This is a genomic window from Magnetococcus sp. PR-3, assembly GCF_036689865.1.
In the GTDB taxonomy this organism is placed as follows: domain Bacteria; phylum Pseudomonadota; class Magnetococcia; order Magnetococcales; family Magnetococcaceae; genus Magnetococcus.
Genome location: NZ_JBAHUQ010000008.1, coordinates 32,186 through 49,136, shown reverse-complemented (window position 1 = coordinate 49,136; position 16,951 = coordinate 32,186). Strand labels below are relative to the sequence as shown.

The 16,951-nt window shown below is 48.6% G+C and carries 14 protein-coding genes; 10 read left to right on the top strand and 4 right to left on the bottom strand.

The window, feature by feature from the left end:
* Nucleotides 1-32 precede the first annotated feature (32 nt).
* Together V5T57_RS06635 and V5T57_RS06630 are read left to right on the top strand one after the other, a co-directional pair.
* Nucleotides 33-635 (top strand): TetR/AcrR family transcriptional regulator, encoded by a 603-nt coding sequence (locus tag V5T57_RS06635; protein ID WP_332890394.1) that lies wholly within the window; start codon nt 33-35, stop codon nt 633-635.
* A 9-nt stretch (nt 636-644) separates the two neighbouring features.
* Nucleotides 645-4,061, top strand: coding sequence for an acyl-[ACP]--phospholipid O-acyltransferase (locus V5T57_RS06630; RefSeq protein ID WP_332890393.1), 3,417 nt, complete (start codon nt 645-647; stop codon nt 4,059-4,061).
* A 2-nt stretch (nt 4,062-4,063) separates the two neighbouring features.
* Here the strand turns inward: V5T57_RS06630 and V5T57_RS06625 are convergent, their stop codons facing one another.
* Complete coding sequence (locus V5T57_RS06625; RefSeq protein ID WP_332890392.1) at nt 4,064-5,101, bottom strand: glycosyltransferase family 2 protein; 1,038 nt, start codon at nt 5,099-5,101, stop codon at nt 4,064-4,066.
* Between the two features lie 177 nt (nt 5,102-5,278).
* Between V5T57_RS06625 and V5T57_RS06620 the strand changes: the two genes are divergently transcribed.
* Nucleotides 5,279-6,148 carry a hypothetical protein gene (locus V5T57_RS06620; RefSeq protein WP_332890391.1) on the top strand — a complete coding sequence of 290 codons (870 nt, stop codon included), beginning with the start codon at nt 5,279-5,281 and terminating at the stop codon, nt 6,146-6,148.
* 49 nt (nt 6,149-6,197) lie between these two features.
* Here the strand turns inward: V5T57_RS06620 and V5T57_RS06615 are convergent, their stop codons facing one another.
* Together V5T57_RS06615 and V5T57_RS06610 are read right to left on the bottom strand one after the other, a co-directional pair.
* Nucleotides 6,198-8,507, bottom strand: coding sequence for an ATP-binding protein (locus V5T57_RS06615; protein WP_332890390.1), 2,310 nt, complete (start codon nt 8,505-8,507; stop codon nt 6,198-6,200).
* Between the two features lie 125 nt (nt 8,508-8,632).
* Nucleotides 8,633-9,508: a phosphate/phosphite/phosphonate ABC transporter substrate-binding protein gene (locus tag V5T57_RS06610; protein ID WP_332890389.1), complete on the bottom strand. Its 876-nt coding sequence runs from the start codon at nt 9,506-9,508 to the stop codon at nt 8,633-8,635.
* 301 nt (nt 9,509-9,809) lie between these two features.
* Here V5T57_RS06610 and V5T57_RS06605 point away from each other — a divergent pair, with 301 nt between their 5' ends.
* Together V5T57_RS06605 and V5T57_RS06600 are read left to right on the top strand one after the other, a co-directional pair.
* Nucleotides 9,810-11,060 (top strand): DUF1015 domain-containing protein, encoded by a 1,251-nt coding sequence (locus V5T57_RS06605; RefSeq protein WP_332890388.1) that lies wholly within the window; start codon nt 9,810-9,812, stop codon nt 11,058-11,060.
* A 52-nt stretch (nt 11,061-11,112) separates the two neighbouring features.
* On the top strand, nt 11,113-11,481 hold the full coding sequence (locus V5T57_RS06600) for a YbaN family protein (RefSeq protein ID WP_442918177.1): 369 nt from the start codon (nt 11,113-11,115) through the stop codon (nt 11,479-11,481).
* 3 nt (nt 11,482-11,484) lie between these two features.
* Here the strand turns inward: V5T57_RS06600 and V5T57_RS06595 are convergent, their stop codons facing one another.
* Nucleotides 11,485-11,817, bottom strand: coding sequence for a hypothetical protein (locus tag V5T57_RS06595; RefSeq protein WP_332890386.1), 333 nt, complete (start codon nt 11,815-11,817; stop codon nt 11,485-11,487).
* Nucleotides 11,818-11,899: 82 nt separating this feature from the next.
* Here V5T57_RS06595 and V5T57_RS06590 point away from each other — a divergent pair, with 82 nt between their 5' ends.
* The 5 genes from V5T57_RS06590 (at nt 11,900) to V5T57_RS06570 (ending at nt 16,938) form a co-directional block, all read left to right on the top strand.
* Nucleotides 11,900-13,000 carry a glycosyltransferase family 4 protein gene (locus V5T57_RS06590; protein ID WP_332890385.1) on the top strand — a complete coding sequence of 367 codons (1,101 nt, stop codon included), beginning with the start codon at nt 11,900-11,902 and terminating at the stop codon, nt 12,998-13,000.
* 77 nt (nt 13,001-13,077) lie between these two features.
* The gene (locus tag V5T57_RS06585; RefSeq protein ID WP_332890384.1) at nt 13,078-13,293 is read left to right on the top strand and encodes a hypothetical protein; all 216 of its coding nucleotides are present in this window, start codon (nt 13,078-13,080) and stop codon (nt 13,291-13,293) included.
* Nucleotides 13,294-13,664: 371 nt separating this feature from the next.
* Nucleotides 13,665-14,201, top strand: coding sequence for a hypothetical protein (locus V5T57_RS06580; RefSeq protein ID WP_332890383.1), 537 nt, complete (start codon nt 13,665-13,667; stop codon nt 14,199-14,201).
* A gap of 70 nt (nt 14,202-14,271) precedes the next feature.
* Nucleotides 14,272-16,371 (top strand): SUMF1/EgtB/PvdO family nonheme iron enzyme, encoded by a 2,100-nt coding sequence (locus V5T57_RS06575; protein WP_332890382.1) that lies wholly within the window; start codon nt 14,272-14,274, stop codon nt 16,369-16,371.
* Nucleotides 16,372-16,470: 99 nt separating this feature from the next.
* Complete coding sequence (locus V5T57_RS06570; RefSeq protein ID WP_332890381.1) at nt 16,471-16,938, top strand: SUF system Fe-S cluster assembly regulator; 468 nt, start codon at nt 16,471-16,473, stop codon at nt 16,936-16,938.
* Nucleotides 16,939-16,951 lie beyond the last annotated feature (13 nt).

Here is a 16,951-nt window from a genome sequence, read left to right as displayed (position 1 = left end):
AACATCGTTCAAAAAGAGTGGAGGATCACATCATGGCAAGACGTTCTGATCACACCCGAGAAGAGCTTTATGATATGGCGTTGCAAGCCGCAAGGTTGATTGTGGAAGAGGAGGGGCTAGAGCAGCTCTCTACCCGGCGAATTGCTAAGGAGATTGGCTACTCAGTCGGAACGCTGTACAACCTGTTTGCCAATCGAGATGAGTTGATTTTGCACCTGAATGCTCAAACATTACAAGCCTTAGAGCAGCATTTTGTGGATGTGATTCAACAAGCAACAACACAGCCGTACACCCCGCAAGCTATGGCCACTCTATTGGATGCCTATTTGGGTTTTATCCAAAAGCACACACGTCGGTGGCGGGTTCTTATTGAGTTCTCTTTGCCAGAGCAAGTACCACTGCCGGATTGGTATAGCTCTCAGGTAGAAAAGGTGCTTCAGCAGGTGGAGTCTCAAATGCCAGATCTACCTCATACAGACAAGCGTCGTGCTGTCAGTGTTTTGTGGAGTGGTTTGCATGGCATCCTGACACTGCATGGGTCAGGTAAGTTGGATGCTGTCTCCCAAGAGCCTGTTGCAAATATTGCCCATCACTTTGTCGCAACTTACCTTAAAGGTTTAACTCAAGCTATTTAGGAGCTGGATATGAGTCCGCTTAAACTATTACAAGATTCAGCTTTTCGTCCTCTCTTTTTCACGCAATTTTTGGGCGCTTTTAACGACAATCTTTTTAAAAATGGCTTGGTGATGTTGTTGACATTTGGGCTGGCAGAACAGGCTGGTTATAACGTTGCGCTGCTGTTGCCCTTGGCGGCGGGTATTTTTATTTTGCCCTTTTTCCTTTTTTCTGCAACGGCGGGCTACTTGGCCGATCGTTCACCCAAAGCGTCACTCATTCGAACCATCAAGCTGCTGGAGATTGCCTTGATGGTTTTAGCTGGCCTTGGTTTTTATCTACAAAGCATACCTTTTCTCATGCTTGTGCTTTTTGCCATGGGTGCTCAATCCAGTTTTTTTGGCCCAATTAAATACAGCATTCTGCCTGAAATTCTATCACGGGATAAATTATTGCCTGCGAATGCGTTGGTGGAGGCGGGTACCTTCTTGGCCATCTTGCTGGGCACCATTTGTGGTGGCCTCTTAGCCACGGTGGAATCAGGCATCTGGTTTTTATCCACCCTTCTTGTTTTGGTGGCTTTTGTGGGGTGGTGGACTGGGCGTCAGGTGCCCGATGGCCCCGCTGCTAACCCCTCTTTACAGGTAGGGGCCAACTTTTTAAAGCAAACCATGGCGATGTTGTCTTTAGCCGCGCAGCAAACCCGCCCTTGGCGGGCAATTTTGGGGATTTCATGGTTTTGGTTGGTGGGGGCAACATTTTTAACACAGTTTCCTACCCTGGTTAAAAACCATATGGGTGGTGATGCCCCATTGGTAACCCTGTTTTTAACCCTGTTTTCAGTTGGTATTGGTGTGGGTTCTATTTGGTGTAACCGGTTACAGCACAGCCGTCCTAATACCACATATGCTCCGTTTGGTGCTTTGGCGCTGTCCCTGTTTACCTTTGATTTCTATGTTGCCATGGGGCAGTGGAGTCTTCAGGGGCCCGTATCCTTACATCAGTTTATCATGCAGCCTGAGGGCTGGCGTATCATGCTGGACCTATTTGGTGTATCCGTAGCAGGGGGGATTTTTGTGGTACCGCTCTACACCTTGCTTCAAACCCATGGCAAGTCTGGAGAGACAGCACGCTTAATAGCGAGTAACAATATTCTTAATGCGCTGTTCATGGTTGTCAGCTCGCTGTTGGCCATGGGTATGTTGGCCATGGGGTGGAGTATTCCAGAGCTGTTTTTGAGCATGGCTATTGCCAATCTATTTGTCACAGCCTATATCGTAACCCTACTTCCTAATGAGGTGCTCATGACCTCATTACGTATGGTCTTGCGGCTTCTGTTCCGGGTGCAGTTACATGGGTTGGATAACTTGAAAAAAGCAGGAGATAACCCTGTTATTGTTGTAAACCATGTTTCTTTTTTAGATGCACTGTTACTGGCGGCTTTTCTGCCCATAAAACCCTACTTTGCCATCAATACACATATGGCCCAGCGGTGGTGGTTAAAACCCTTTTTACCCCTCTTTAATGCTTACCCTCTCGACCCGACCAATCCTTTGGCTTTGCGTGGTTTAACGCGTGCTGTGCAGCAGGGCAACGCTTGTATTATCTTTCCTGAAGGGCGAATTACGGTCACGGGGAGCTTGATGAAAGTTTTTGAAGGCCCGGGCTTAATTGCAGACCGTGCCCATAGCGCCATTTTGCCGATCCGTATTGATGGCGCACAGTATACCTTTTTCAGTCGTCTGAAGGGGGTTGTGCGCCGACGCTTATTTCCTGCCATAACCCTGAGCATCCTCCCGCCCCAAAGAATCTCGGTCGATGCCTCTATTGTTGGCCGTGAACGACGGAAACAGATCGCTTTGTCGCTGTACGATATCTTAACGGAAATGTTATTTGAAACCTCTAAACGGGATCAAACCCTATTTCAAGCACTGCGCAGTGCACGGGATATCCATGGTGGCTCTGGGATAATATTAGAAGATATTCAACGCAAACCCATGAGCTATGACCGCTTGTATTTGAGTTCTCTGGTCATGGCTGGTCTGTTTAATAAGGTGACCAAGCCGCATGCTCGGGTAGGGGTTCTATTGCCCAACACCTCTGCAGTTGCAGCCACATTTTTTGGTTTGCAATACGGTGGGCGGGTGCCTGCCATGTTGAACTTCAGTGCGGGGCCAGCACATCTACAGAGTGCTGTGCATACCGCACAGCTTAAACAGGTGATCACATCGCGCAAATTTATTGAGATGGGAAAATTGGAACCGCTACTTGATGCTTTGTCTTCTGATGTCGAGGTTCTCTATTTAGAAGAGCTGACACAAAACATCACGGTGTGGCAAAAGGCTTGGGCATGGCTCTTAGCGCCGATGAGTGGCTGGTTACACGCTTGGAAAGCCATTAATCCCCACGATCCGGCCGTGGTGCTGTTTACATCGGGCAGTGAAGGGAACCCAAAAGGGGTGGTGTTGAGTCACCATAACTTACTATCCAATTGTGCCCAAATGGGGGCTCGGGTCGACTATTCTCCTAAGGATGTGGTTTTCAATGCCCTGCCGGTCTTTCATGCTTTTGGCCTAAGTGCAGGTTTTTTAATGCCGGTTTTTTCAGGTATTCGCAGCTTTCTCTACCCCTCTCCATTGCATTATCGGATTGTACCAGAGCTGGTGTACGACAGTAATGCCACCATACTGTTTGGTACCGATACTTTTTTAGCGGGTTATGCCCGTATGGCCAATCCCTACGATTTTTATAGCGTACGGTTTGTATTTGCAGGTGCAGAGGCCGTTAAAGCTCAAACACGCCAGTTATGGATGGAGCGTTTTGGTTTACGAATTCTCGAAGGGTATGGTGCGACGGAAACAGCCCCTGTGCTGGCGATTAATACAGCCATGCACAACCGTTCAGGTAGTGTGGGTCGGCTTATGCCGGGTATGGAAATGCGCCTGGACCCCGTGCCCGGTATTGATGAAGGTGGACAGCTTTGGGTCAAAGGGCCAAATGTCATGTTGGGCTATCTAAAGACAGATGCCCCAGGCCAACTGCAACCTGTTGAAGGGGGCTGGTATGACACGGGAGATATTGTGGATATGGATGAAGAAGGGTTTATGCGTATTAAAGGGCGCGTTAAACGATTTGCCAAAATTGCAGGAGAGATGGTCTCACTACAAGCTGTTGAGAACTTGGTCGCTCTGATCTATCCAGACCAAAGGCATGCCGTTGTTGCCAGGCCAGATGAAAAAAAAGGGGAGCGGTTGGTTTTGGTATCTGAGGTGGCGTCGTTAGATATCACAGAGCTCGGGCGTACGCTAAGGGCGCAGGGGGTTGCAGAGATACAGCTGCCTCGGCATGCTATCCATGTTCAGCAGTTACCCCTGCTAGGTAGTGGCAAAACAGACTATACCCATATTTCGAATCTGGTTAAAACCCAGGAACAGCAGGTGGCTTAGCGTTAAAAACGTTTCAACATTCGGTTTAAGCCAAGGCGCATACATGGCATGGGAGCCAGCTTGAAAAGAGCAGGTAATAACCCCACCTGCCATGCATCATGTAGCTGACTGAGGGGGATAATGGAGAGAAGCTGTGTGGCCAACTTATGGCGTGCTTGTTTCATCACATGAGTGGGGCCTGGGTGTGCACGGCAAAAGTGCTGAAAGCTTTGGATCAACATGAGGGCCAAATGAAAATCTTTTGGGTTATAGGTTTGGGGAATAAACTGGGTTAAAAAACGTAACCGCTCAATCTCTTCCAGCGTTGGTGGGGTATTGCTGGGCCAATAAGGGGTTAAATTGCGCTGACCGATGGTATAGGCCAACTGTTGCTGGGTCTGTTTATGTTTTAGGCTAATTTGTGAGGCAATCTGACGGCTTTGTATAACAGACTCAGAGAGATTGCTCATGCGCCCCTGTAATGCAGGGCGCCCCCATAACTCAAAATCTTGGCTGTAGGTATAGTTGCTGTCGTATCCACCCAGCTCTAAAATAACCTGCTTTCTGAACATGACTGCAGGGTGGATCATGACGGAACGGAGCCGGGTTTGCCAATCAATCATCCAAGGGTCGATGGTTGGCCGCTCAGGGGGTTTAGCTAATGGGGTGCTCTGTTCATCAATAAAACAGGCAATTCCCCCCCCAACTACATCAATATGCGGGGTGTTTTCCAAGTAGTGCCGTTGCAACGCCAAGCGTTGGGGGAGGGCGACATCATCGGCATCCAGTCGTGCAATAAACCGACCTCTGGCCATCTTTAAACCACGGTTTAGGGTTTGGGTTAGGCCTATATTTTTGGGGTTTTGATGGATATTAACCCGGTGATCCTGTTTGGCGAGAGACTGCATGAGTTGCCAGGTGCCATCACTGGAACCATCATCGAGCAGTAGGCACTCAAAATCAGTCTCAGTTTGCAGCAGAATGCTCTCAACAGCTTCTGTGAGATACTGCTCGCTGTTGTAGGCACTGATTAAAACGGTGATGGTCGGCGTTTGGGTCATTATGTTTGACGTTTACTCTCAGATTGGGACCGGTTGGTTATACCTTGAAGAAAAGCTTTTGTGAACTCATCTTCACCTTACATGTCCATAACAGGGAGTGTAACCCTCATTTATCGTACAATCCGTGCTTGTCACCTGTCTAATCAGGTGGGCATACGGCTTTAAGGAATTGGTTTTATGCAGACCCCATCCATGGAGCAACTGAAAGCAACCATTACCCAACAACTGCAAGAACAGCGCCTGTTGGGTTTAAAAATGGCTGGGCATCTTGTCGCTCAGTTTAATGTGGAACATCCTTTGGATGCTTTGGACCACGAAACATTGGCACAGCTTGAGGAGTTTGAGCTCGAACTGCTTCTCTCGCCTTTATATACCCCAGATAAAGAACACTGTTTTGCGTGCGAACCTTTTTTTCCTGAAGCAGGGTTCACGGACGCAGAGCAAGAGGAGCTGGTAAAGGCTTTGCTGGCTCAAGGGATACAAGGGGTTGGATCTTTCGAAGATCGTACAGGCCCTATTGATCTGCCAGAAATTGTTTTGGAACGCTACGTAACCTTACTGGGGGCTGGACGGGCTATTCCTGAAAAGCTATTAACGATTATTAATCGGGTTGCCCAAGACGACGCTCTGTTCCATGCACGCATGTTAGGTCGTGATCGCGTATGGGAACGACCTGAAGCTTTGGATCTTGTCTGTCTCTGTTTAGAGAAAAGTGCCGAGAAAGATTCGTTTAGCAGCGATAAAATGGCCTTTTTGACCAATTTTATCCGAACCAACCGCCCACGCACACTTGAGGTTCTGCTGCAACAGATTATTAATATGGTGGAATCTTATCGCTTAAGCGAAGATGGCGGTAGTTTTGACGGCGTCTCCAAAAAGCATGGAAGCAGTGGTATCCGCTCCCAGTTTACTGGCGCTGCCGTTAAAGCCAGGCGTCTGTCCATGGCACAAGCTGTTTTATCAGACTTTGATGTCAGCAGTAGTTATGCTAAGCGTCAGATGGAAAAGAAAAAAATCCTAGAAGATATGGAGAACCCTTTCTTGTAAACAGAAGGGAGCCGCCGCTCTATCATGGTTCATATCCCGTAGAGTGGTACTATGGCTGTACAGGCTCTCGCTCCGCTTCTGCAAACGAGAGGTGACGAGAGAGGGCTGCCCATAGTGCCTCTTTACGAATGGGCTTGGTCAAATGATCATCACATCCTGCAGCCATGCTTTTGTCTGCATCCCCTTTTAAGGCGTGTGCTGTCAGGGCCAATATGGGGGTTGGTAGGAGATCATTCATGGCTTCGTGCTCACGGATTTCACGTACGGCACTATAGCCGTCCAGTACGGGCATCTGCATATCCATTAACACCAAATCATACGGCTTGTTCCCTATGAAATGCTCAACAGCTTGTTGACCATTGCTTACAATATCCAATGAGCAGGGAAATTTCTTTAAAAAGCGCTCAATCAGTAGGGCATTGTCAGGCATATCTTCTGCTAACAAGATGGTAGGCAGGCGGTTTGTATCACGCTGAGTTTTGAAGGTCGGGGCAGAGAATTTCTCTTCAGATTGTCTCTGGGGGACATCATTTTTTAATGCCGGTAAGTTGGCATTAAAGTAGAAGGTACTTCCCCGGTTATCCTGACTTTCAACTTTTAGGTGCCCACCAAAGAGCTGTACCAAACGTTTACTAATGGTGAGCCCCAGACCGGTACCGCCATGTTGCCGTGTGACATAGGCATCTGCCTGGGTGAAGGGATCAAAAATTTGTTCTTGGGCAGATTTAGGAATACCACACCCGCTGTCAGTTACTGAGAATTTGAGCTGGTGTAAACCACTCTGTTGGCCAACGGCCTCAACGGTGATCCAAACCCCCCCTTCTTTGGTGAATTTAATCGCATTACCGACTAGATTGATCAAAACTTGGCGTAAACGTGCGCGGTCGGCATGGTAGTTTTCAGGCAGTTCATCTTCCAAAGTAACCGATAAGGCGAGGTTCTTTTTCTCTGCTTCCTGTCGAAAAAGATCCCGAATTTCATGGAGAAAATCGGGCAAATTCATCGGTATGGGATCAAGCTCTAAGCGACCAGACTCTACCCTGGATAGATCCAGAATATCATTGATCAGATCCAGCAGCGCCAGAGCTGCACGACGCTGTACGTGTAGTAATTCACTCTGTTCATCATCCAAGCTGCTTTCTGCCAAGAGTTCAGACATCCCCAAAATGGCATTCATAGGGGTACGGATCTCATGGCTCATCAGTGCCAGGAATTCACTTTTTGCCCGACTGGAACTTTCAGCGCGGTCTCGTGCTTGTTGAAGCTCTCGTTCCAATTTTTTTCTGGTGGTGATGTCATCCTTTACTGCAACAAAGTGGGTTATCTCCCCCTCATCAGAGCGGATGGCAGAGATGGATGCGGCTTCCCAGAAGAGTGATCCATTTTTGGCGCGGTTATAAAATTCACCATGCCACTCTTTACCATGGGTAATGGTTGTCCACATATCCTTATAGAAGCCTTGGCTCATCTCCCCACTTTTTAAAAAGCGGGGGTTCTCACCGATAATCTCTTCGGATTGGTAGCCGGTAAGTTGGCAAAATTTAGGGTTAACATATTCAATGTTACCCTCAGCATTGGTAATAACCACCGATGCTGGGCTGTGTTCTACTGCCCGGAAGATCTTAGCGTTCTCTTCCGTTTTTTGTTGAATGCTCTCCATCATATGGTTGACAGCGGAGGTCAGTTCATTCAACTCCGCACCTGTGGTGTGGGGGATGGGTTCTTTATAGTTACCGTGCGCAATACGGTTGGCACCACGAACTAAGTCTAAGATCGGGCTGAGAATATAGCGCTTAAACCCAAGGTAGAGTGAAAAAATTACCAGGAGAATAACTCCGCCCGAAACAGCCATGCGCTGGGTGAAAAGGGTGTTTTGTATCTCTACTTGGCTAGAGCGATCCAAAATAATGATCACCTCTCCAAGCATGGTGCGCTGATATCGTATGGGGTAAGAGAACCATATGGCATCGGGCTGCTGTTTATAGAAGTGCAGCATGTTATTGAAAGCATCTATCTCAAACAGCGATCCCTCATGGCTGAACTGTAGCGCGGCTGGAAGATGATCATTTTGGTGAATAGCTAAGGGGTTGCCACCACGATCGACAATAGCGGAGAGGATCAGATCAGGCTGATCCATGAGCATTTCAGCAAAATGCTCCAACTGCACAAAGTCATATGAGAGTATGGCGTCAGGTGAGATATTGGCCACAAATTGTCCAAGGGCATTGGCTCTTTGTGAGAACTGATCTTTTAAGAAACGTTTTTCCAGTTGAATAATCAGAAGGCTGCTCACTACTGAAGCGATCAATAGCAGAGAACTGATAAACAGGATAAAGCGTGTAGAGAGTCCTAAACGCATGTAGGTAAGATCCAATCAAACGTTTAATGGGGCACCTAGGGGTGCGGATATCGGTGAGGTAACCTTAAGTACCCCTGATCAGGATATAACAACCCTACCTGTGTGAGCAGAGGTGTTGCTTGTCCCTAGTGTGCTTCTCCCAGTGTTTCCTTAACAATAGCGCGGTGTACGGTATAGGCTTGGTCATCGGTGCTTATAAAGTTGGTCACTCTGGCATGCTTAAGTACCATCCGCCCCTCTTCATCCTGTTTCATGGTCGTAAAGATGCTACGGAGCTGATCCCGTATCTCTTTTGGCATGTCTTGACGGGTTGCCCATGGTAAGTGGGGCAGGGGAGCGCTTTGTGCCAATATTTTTAAACGACGCGTATCAATTCGTTTTTTGACAGTGGGTAGATCCAGAATAACATGCCCAGTACCAGCCGCTTCAGCCTGATGGTGGGCAAGCGAGAGCACCGCATTGGGAGGGTTAATAGCAAAACGGGTGTTAAAATCCTTACTGGTTATCCCAGCGTTTTTTAACATGTTCATGGGTACCACGTAGCTCATCATGGCTGAAGGTCCACCACCAAAGATGATGGTTTTGCCGCGCAGATCATCAATGGTGTGAATGCCGGTGTTCCGTCGAACCACCAGAGCCCCACGGATTGTCCCCGCGCCAAACTCCTCATTCATGACCAGTGCATTGTAGCCAAACTGTGTGTGGGCACGCAGGTAGTGCAGTTGGTTAAAGTGCACGATATCCAGTTTTTGCGATTCCACATGTTTCCAAAAGCTTTTGAAATCTTTGGAAGTCACCAGGCGAACCGGGCGGTCCAGATGGGTTTCTAGATAACTGGCAAGTGGGCTGAATAGGGTGTAAGTCACACTGGCATTTCGCCGAGGAAAAACCCCAAGGGTCAACGGTTCAACCGCAAGGCTAAGTGTGGGCCCCATGGTGAAGAGCAGGGCGAAAAGAGCCACACAAAGGGGCTTGATGGAAAAGCGGGAGGAAAGAAGCATAAGTCCGTAGTTAACCTTGAGGGCAAGTGTTCTTTTGGATTTCCATTGACCTTTATTGAGTATGCCATATCCCCCATTGATGAAGGTAGCATTAATGCGAATTTCAAGGATTTAAGTAAGGGAAGTTGCAGGAAAAAAAGAAGATAACTTCCTCTGCGCGGCTGACAAATCCTCTTTTCAGGTTGGCCTTGAGGGTTAAGTGCTTGAGATACGAGGCTGAGATGTCCATAATGGCGACCAGAAAATGGATCCCAGCACACTTTCAAGTGCCATCAATCCTGCGTTGTTAAGGAGCAGTCTCATGTCACAATTGGCCCTGGTGCAACCCTTTAATGGCTGGCGCCCCCCACCTGAGCATGTTTCACAGGTCGCTGCTCCTCCTTATGATGTTTTAAACTCGGAAGAGGCCCGAGTGATGGCAGGGGATAATCCTCACTCCTTTTTAAGGGTCTCTAAAGCTGAGATTAACCTACCTTCAGGTACCTCCCCTTACGATGCGAGCGTCTACCAAAAAGCTGCTGAGAATTTTGCCGCTTTAAAAGAACAAGGGGTTCTGGTTCAAGATGATACCCCCTGTTACTACATCTATCGGTTGATTATGGATGGGCGGGCTCAAACAGGGGTGGTCGCGGCTGCGTCGGTGCAAGCTTATGACAGCAACCGCATTAAAAAACATGAATTCACCCGGCCAGATAAAGAGAATGATCGAACTGAGTTTGCCTGGCGTCTACAGGCCCATTCAGGCCCTGTTTTTTTGACCTACCGGCATAATACTCATATCGATACGTTGGTTGGGCAGATTTGTCAGGATGAGCCTATCTACGATTTTACGGCGGCGGACGGTATTCAGCATACGCTGTGGGTATCGGCAGACGCGACGCATAACCAGGCGATTTCACAAGCATTTGATGCGTTGGGGCATGTCTATGTGGCAGACGGGCACCATCGTAGCGCTGCAGCCTCCCGGGTACACCGTCGTTTTGTCGAAGAAGGTAAGGGAACCGACCAGGAAGAGGCACCCCATAACCGCTTTCTGTCGGTCTTGTTCCCAGATAATCAAATGCGTATTCTTGACTACAATCGTGTGGTTAAAGATTTAGGGGGCTTAACTGTCGACGGCTTTATGGAACAGTTAGAAAAGTCGTTTGATGTGAGCAAGCAGGATGCACCTTTCAGCCCTGACCAACGGCGTACCTTTGGTATGTATTTGTCTGGGCAGTGGTATCAGCTTACCTTAAAATCTGTAATCACGGATCCTGAAGATCCCACAAAGCGGTTAGATGTCAGCTTGCTTAGTGATCATGTGTTGGGCCCTATCCTCGGTATTGAAGATCTGCGACGTGATCCAAGGATCGACTTTGTCGGTGGTATTCGTGGTATGGAAGGATTGATGGCCCGTGTTGATAGTGGGGATATGGCAGTGGCTTTCTCCATGAATGCAACCACCATGGATGAGCTGATGGCTGTTGCGGATGATAATCAAGTCATGCCACCCAAATCCACTTGGTTTGAGCCTAAACTGCGCGATGGTTTGGTTACCCAAGGTTTTTAAAGTCACTGCGTTATCTTAAAGGGAGCTGCCCTGGATGAGACAGAGAGGCATAATCCGCCACCTCTATCTGCTTTTGGGGTGGCTCTTTTTTGTGTTAGGTATTATTGGGGCATTTTTGCCGGTACTGCCAACAACCCCTTTTATGTTATTGGCTTTGTGGGCCTTTTCAAAAGGGAGTGAGCATCTTCACCGTTGGCTCTACGACCACCCTTTGTTTGGCCCCCCTCTGCAACGTTGGCAACGCTGGGGGGTGATCCCGGCCCGTGCAAAAATGGCTGCTATTGGTGCGATGCTGGTGAGTGCACTGGTGGTGGTATGGATGCCTTATCTACCCTTATGGCTTAAGGTTGGCGTCATTATTATTCTGATCATTGTGGCCCTCTATATTTGGAGTCGCCCCGATCGTGCTCCAGATACTTGAACCTTACACCATGGCCGTTGGAAACAGTGCAGTAGCAATCGTTTGAAAAGCGGGGTCTACCCCTTCAATGGTTGTCATACAGAAACTCTTTTTTTTAGCGTATGGTGTCGTGGTAACAGCTCGTATATAGCCATACTGTTGCAGGGTCTCCAAATACGGTTGCAGCCGTTTTAGGCTGCTGTTGCGCATGAGTAGAGGCTGGCTATTACCATGGGCAGGTGCTTTGCGCATATGTTGCCATATATAGCTGGGAACACAGGTCTTTTGTCGTAGTTTTAGAAAAGCCTCTTGAAGGGCAGGGGGTAAATCTTCGGGCTGTGTTATTACATTGGGCACTATCCCATCTCCTTGGTTCTTGACTGTGAAAAGTTGGACCCTGTGTAGATGGAATCATTCCTCTTTTTTGGATTTCAGGTTCATGAGCCGTCAGTCACTCCATATTGTTCATACCGAAGCCTCCTTGGGTTGGGGTGGGCAGGAAATACGTATTCTCACCGAATCCAAAGGGTTGATCGGGCGCGGCCACCGCGTCTCTGTGTTGTGTTCTCCAGAATCATTACTGTATAAGAATGCACCCAACTATGGGATAACCCCAATCCCACTGCCCATCCATAAAAAAAGAGTTAAAGGGTTGAGCGCTGTCGCACGCTGGCTGAACGAGCATGAGCCAGATATTATTGTGACCCATAGCTCAACGGATAGTTGGCTTACCGCTTTAGCCGCACGTTTTCGCCGTCGATCCATACCTGTCATCCGACTCCGGCACATTTCCGCTCCCGTGACAAAAAATTTACCGACCAAATGGCTTTACGGCACGCTCAGTCAACATGTGATTACGACGGGGGAGCTGATTTGTGACATGTTGGTTGATTACAACGGGCTCTCCAGAGATCATGTAACAGCTATCCCCACCGGGATTGATCTTGAGCGGTACAAGCCTGCGAATGCCAAGCAGGCTCGTAAGCAGCTAGGGCTTGAAGAAACCCCCTTTACCATTGGTATTGTGGCTACGTTGCGGACCTGGAAAGGTCATGAATATCTTTTTAAGGCTTTTAAAGCGTTAGCAGCACCTGATTGCCGACTGCTGGTGGTTGGGGATGGACCCATGGGACCCCACTATCGAAAGTTGCTCCCCAAAATGGGGCTGGAAGATCATGTTACCCTTGTTGGGCAACAGCAGGATGTTGTGCCTTGGTTGCAGGCCATGGATCTTTTCTGCCTGCCTTCCTATGCCAATGAAGGGGTGCCCCAAGCCCTTATGCAGGCTATGGCGTGTGGGTTGCCGTGTGTTTCAACACCGGCTGGGAGTATTGGGGAAATTCTTAAAAATGATCATAATGGCCTGTTGGTTGAGCCTAAAAACAGTCAACAACTGGCCAACGCGTTAACCCATTTGCGAGAAGACCCAGCCCACCGTCAACGCTTAGCAAATCAAGCCCATGCGGATGCCCACGAAAACTTTGGGTTGGATCATATGCTTGATCAAATGGAAGCTCGCTTTTATGCCTTGTTGGCATAAAGCAATAGACCTGATCCATCTTTCCCCTTAAACTAATGATAGATTTAAGTATAAATGGTGGGTATTGGAGATCTCCAATGGATGCAGTTAACTCAGTGGCGCAATCCGTACGGCACCCAGCCAATAGTGTGGAGCCGTCTAATCGCACCCAAAGTCCAGAGGTTGGTTCTGCTCTAAAAAAGACGGAATCTGTTACTCAGTCACATGATGGCATTGACCGAGCTGAACAAACCGCCAGACAAAATGATGCCCGACAGGCCAATAAAGCCCCCCGGGTTGATATTTATGTTTAACCACAGCTTCAAGCGCGATATGGCATAATCCTGCGAAAAAAATAGAGGATTTAGGGATATCGCCTTGCCTCCAACCTCTGGCTGTTGTAGACCTAGAGGGTAGAGAAAAGAAGTTCACCATATGGGCCAGCCAATGGATCCTTTTCATGATTAAGTGAAAAGGGGGTGTGGCTGAGACACCACAATAAAATATAGGTGAACCATTGGTCGCTTAGACCATGAACACAATGCTGGGGAGCAACGTGTTCAATCTCACTAAAGATGTGATGTGAGATAGGATAGGGCATTATAATCCAAGGAATGGGTGGCAGACCATGACGAGGAACCGAGCTTATTTCAAGCACCCTAATGGGGTGCGTGGATCAGGACATATGTATCCTGAGCTTGCGCGTAAACGGGTGTTGGGAAGTCAAAAAATTTCCCCCCGCAGCGGTAGTAAAATTCAACGTTTTGAGCGTAGTTGTGATTCGTTGAATCAGGATATGAAACGTAGTTTATCTGGTGTGGGCTCCGGGCATGTGCGCCGCTGCTGCATCACCACACGTGCAGAGCAGGCCCACCAAGATGGGTGGCTGGTTTTATTTCTGCAAGCTGCGGTCATGGTTATCGGTGGTATTTACTATTTGGTGCGTCAAACACTGGGTAGTCTTGTATCACTCTTTGATGGCTCTGATCATAAAGCATCGTGCTGTGGTGATGATCTGCTTGAAGATATGGCTCTGTGTGGTGGTGGTGAGAATGATCATCTACTACAGATCATGGAGGCTGAAGCTTGGCAGGATCAGCAGATGTCACAAGAAAAAATGGATGCTCAGGATTGGGAAGAGTCTGACTTGTCAGAAGATGAACTGACAGATCAGGCCGCACAACTGAAAGCCGCCTGGACAGTACGGGATCGATCCTGCTGAGTGGCATACGCAAAGGCGTGCTGTCCCCGAGCGGTAAGCGATACGAGGGATAGGTCAAAGCGGGTACGTAATGGCAGCTTCCAAGTTTAACGATTCACTCCCAGAGGGGGCACAGATCCTCTGGTATGAGATCATTAAGGTCCTGGGTAAAGGGGGCTTTGGCATTACCTATTTGGCCAAAGACACCAACCTGGATCAGTTGGTTGCCATTAAGGAATATCTGCCCTCAGCTTTTGCCAGCCGTGATCAGAGCGAGACCGTTCTACCTAACTCTCCCGAAGCAGAAGAAACTTTTCGTTGGGGGCTTGACCGCTTTTTAGGTGAAGCCCGCACCCTGGCGCGTTTCCGACATCCCCATATTGTGCGGGTTCTTAGTTTTTTTGAGGACCATAATACGGCCTATATGGTGATGGAGTTTGCGGAAGGTAAGGGTCTAGATGCCATCCTTAAACAACGCAAAACTCTGACTGAAGGGCAGCTTAGACAGCTGCTTACCCCGCTGCTCTCTGCGCTAGAGACCCTCCATGAAACAGGTTTTATCCATCGCGATCTGAAACCAGCCAATATTTTAATTCGTAAAGATGGTAAACCGGTTATTCTCGATTTTGGTTCGGCCCGTCAATCTCTGGGGCAGACCGATCAGCATATGACCAGTCTGTTGACTTTGGGGTATTCACCGTTTGAACAGTATGACAGCAGTGGAGCGCGCCAAGGCCCCTGGACGGATATCTACGCCATGGGAGCGGTACTTTACCATGCTGTGACGGGTAAAAAACCCATGGATGCTGCCCTACGCATTAATGCTAAGCTGCGTAACCAGCCTGATCCTATGATCCGCGCGGTGGATGTCGCAAAAGAGCGCTATAGTGCCAACTTTCTTAAAAATATTGATCTGGCGCTGCAGGTACTGGAAACCGATCGCCCCCAATGTGTAAGTGACTGGAAAGCCCAACTGTTTGGTGAAGATACGGCAAACAATACTGTTTCTACAAAGGGTAGTTCAGAGGCACCAAAACCTGCAGCAGTTGTGAAACCTGCTGAAAAAAGTACGAAAACAGCACCAACCATCAAACCGACACCGACAGCCAAACCGATACCGAAGAGTGAAGCACCAGTTGTAGCGCCGACGCCAACGTCGAAAGCAGAAGTTGTTGCTAAAACGGCGCCCCCTAAAGAGGACTCTGCGCAACAGGTTGCCAAACCAGCGGCACAGGCCCCGGCTGAGCCAGGTAGTAGCCCGAAAAAGAAGACCAAGAAAAAGAAGAATGCTTGGCGCAGTTTTGTGGCTTCCATCAATGATTTTGGTACCCAATCCAACAACAGTGCAGGCCCCAAGACGACCATTCCCAAAGCACATGCAGCCTCAACGAAGGCGGACCAAGGGGAAGTTTATGTTCCCCCTGAACCCCAAGAGCCACTGCCGACGCATCCAGAAGCGGGTCAGTGTTGGGAAGAGCCCATCACCGGTTTATCCTTTATATGGATACCCCAAGGTCAGTTTCAAATGGGTAGCAACAAGGGTGTCTTAGGGTGGCGTGCGGATGAATCCCCTGTACACACGGTGGAGTTGGATGGATTTTGGATGGCACAACATCCAGTGACTTGGGATGCTTGGAACCGTGTTCATAAACTGGATGAAGGGAAAAAACGTAAAAAGGTGGAAGCCGCTCTGCCTGCTTCAGGTATTGGTTGGGAGGATGCCCAAAGCTTTTTACGTAACTTTACCCATTTGAGTGGATCCAATTTACACATGGGTTTACCCACGGAAGCTCAATGGGAATACGCCGCACGGGCTGGGAGTGATTGCCAATTCCACTTTGGAGATGACATGTCCGAGCTGCATGGATATGCCTGGTATAACCAAAATGCAGGGGATGTTCCCCACCCTGTTGGCAAGCTACAGGCAAACCCGTGGGGCTTGTATGACATGTTGGGTAATGTGTGGGAGTGGGTCGAGGATTGGTATGGGGATGATACCTATAAAAAATGTGCCCATGGTGTCTGTAACCCAACAGGTGCGCCTTTTGGTGAAGTACGTGTTTGCCGTGGCGGCAGTTGGCGCAGTACCGTTAAAGCCTGCCGGGTAGCCTATCGAAATCGTGTATCTCCTACCTCTAAAAGCAGTACGCTTGGTTTTCGTTTGGTGTTACGGGTAGAGGATCGGCAGTAGGTATCTTACCCTGTTGTGATTAAGCATCCCGATAAGGCGATGCTTTTTATGTGAACCAATATAGTACTGTTATGGTCCTAGTTAGTAAAGGAGGGGGCCATGTTCCGTATCAGTAAACTTGCCGATTATGCCATTGTTGTGATGCGTGTGCTTGCAGAGCATCCGCATCGCACCATGAGTGCCACAGAGTTGGTCGCCTGCTCCTACCTACCGGACCAAACAGTCCGGAAAATTCTTAAAAAACTAACCATCGCCCAACTTCTCATTTCGCAAAGAGGAGCAAATGGTGGTTATCGTTTACGGTTACCTGTGCAGGAAATATCTCTACTCGCCATCATTGCGGTCTTTGATGGACCCTTACATCTAACCTCTTGTTGTAGTGATGAGCCGTGTGAGCATTTGGATCACTGTCCAATGCCTGTTAAATGGCAACGCATACACCATGCAGTGATGGGCGCGTTAGAGGGGATCACCCTTGCGGATCTTTTGGATGACCCGGGGCACGGATCAAGTACCACAGGTCTAAAAGAGGTACCGTTTAACGGACTTGGGGCGAGGTTATCATAATGCCTGACTAAGA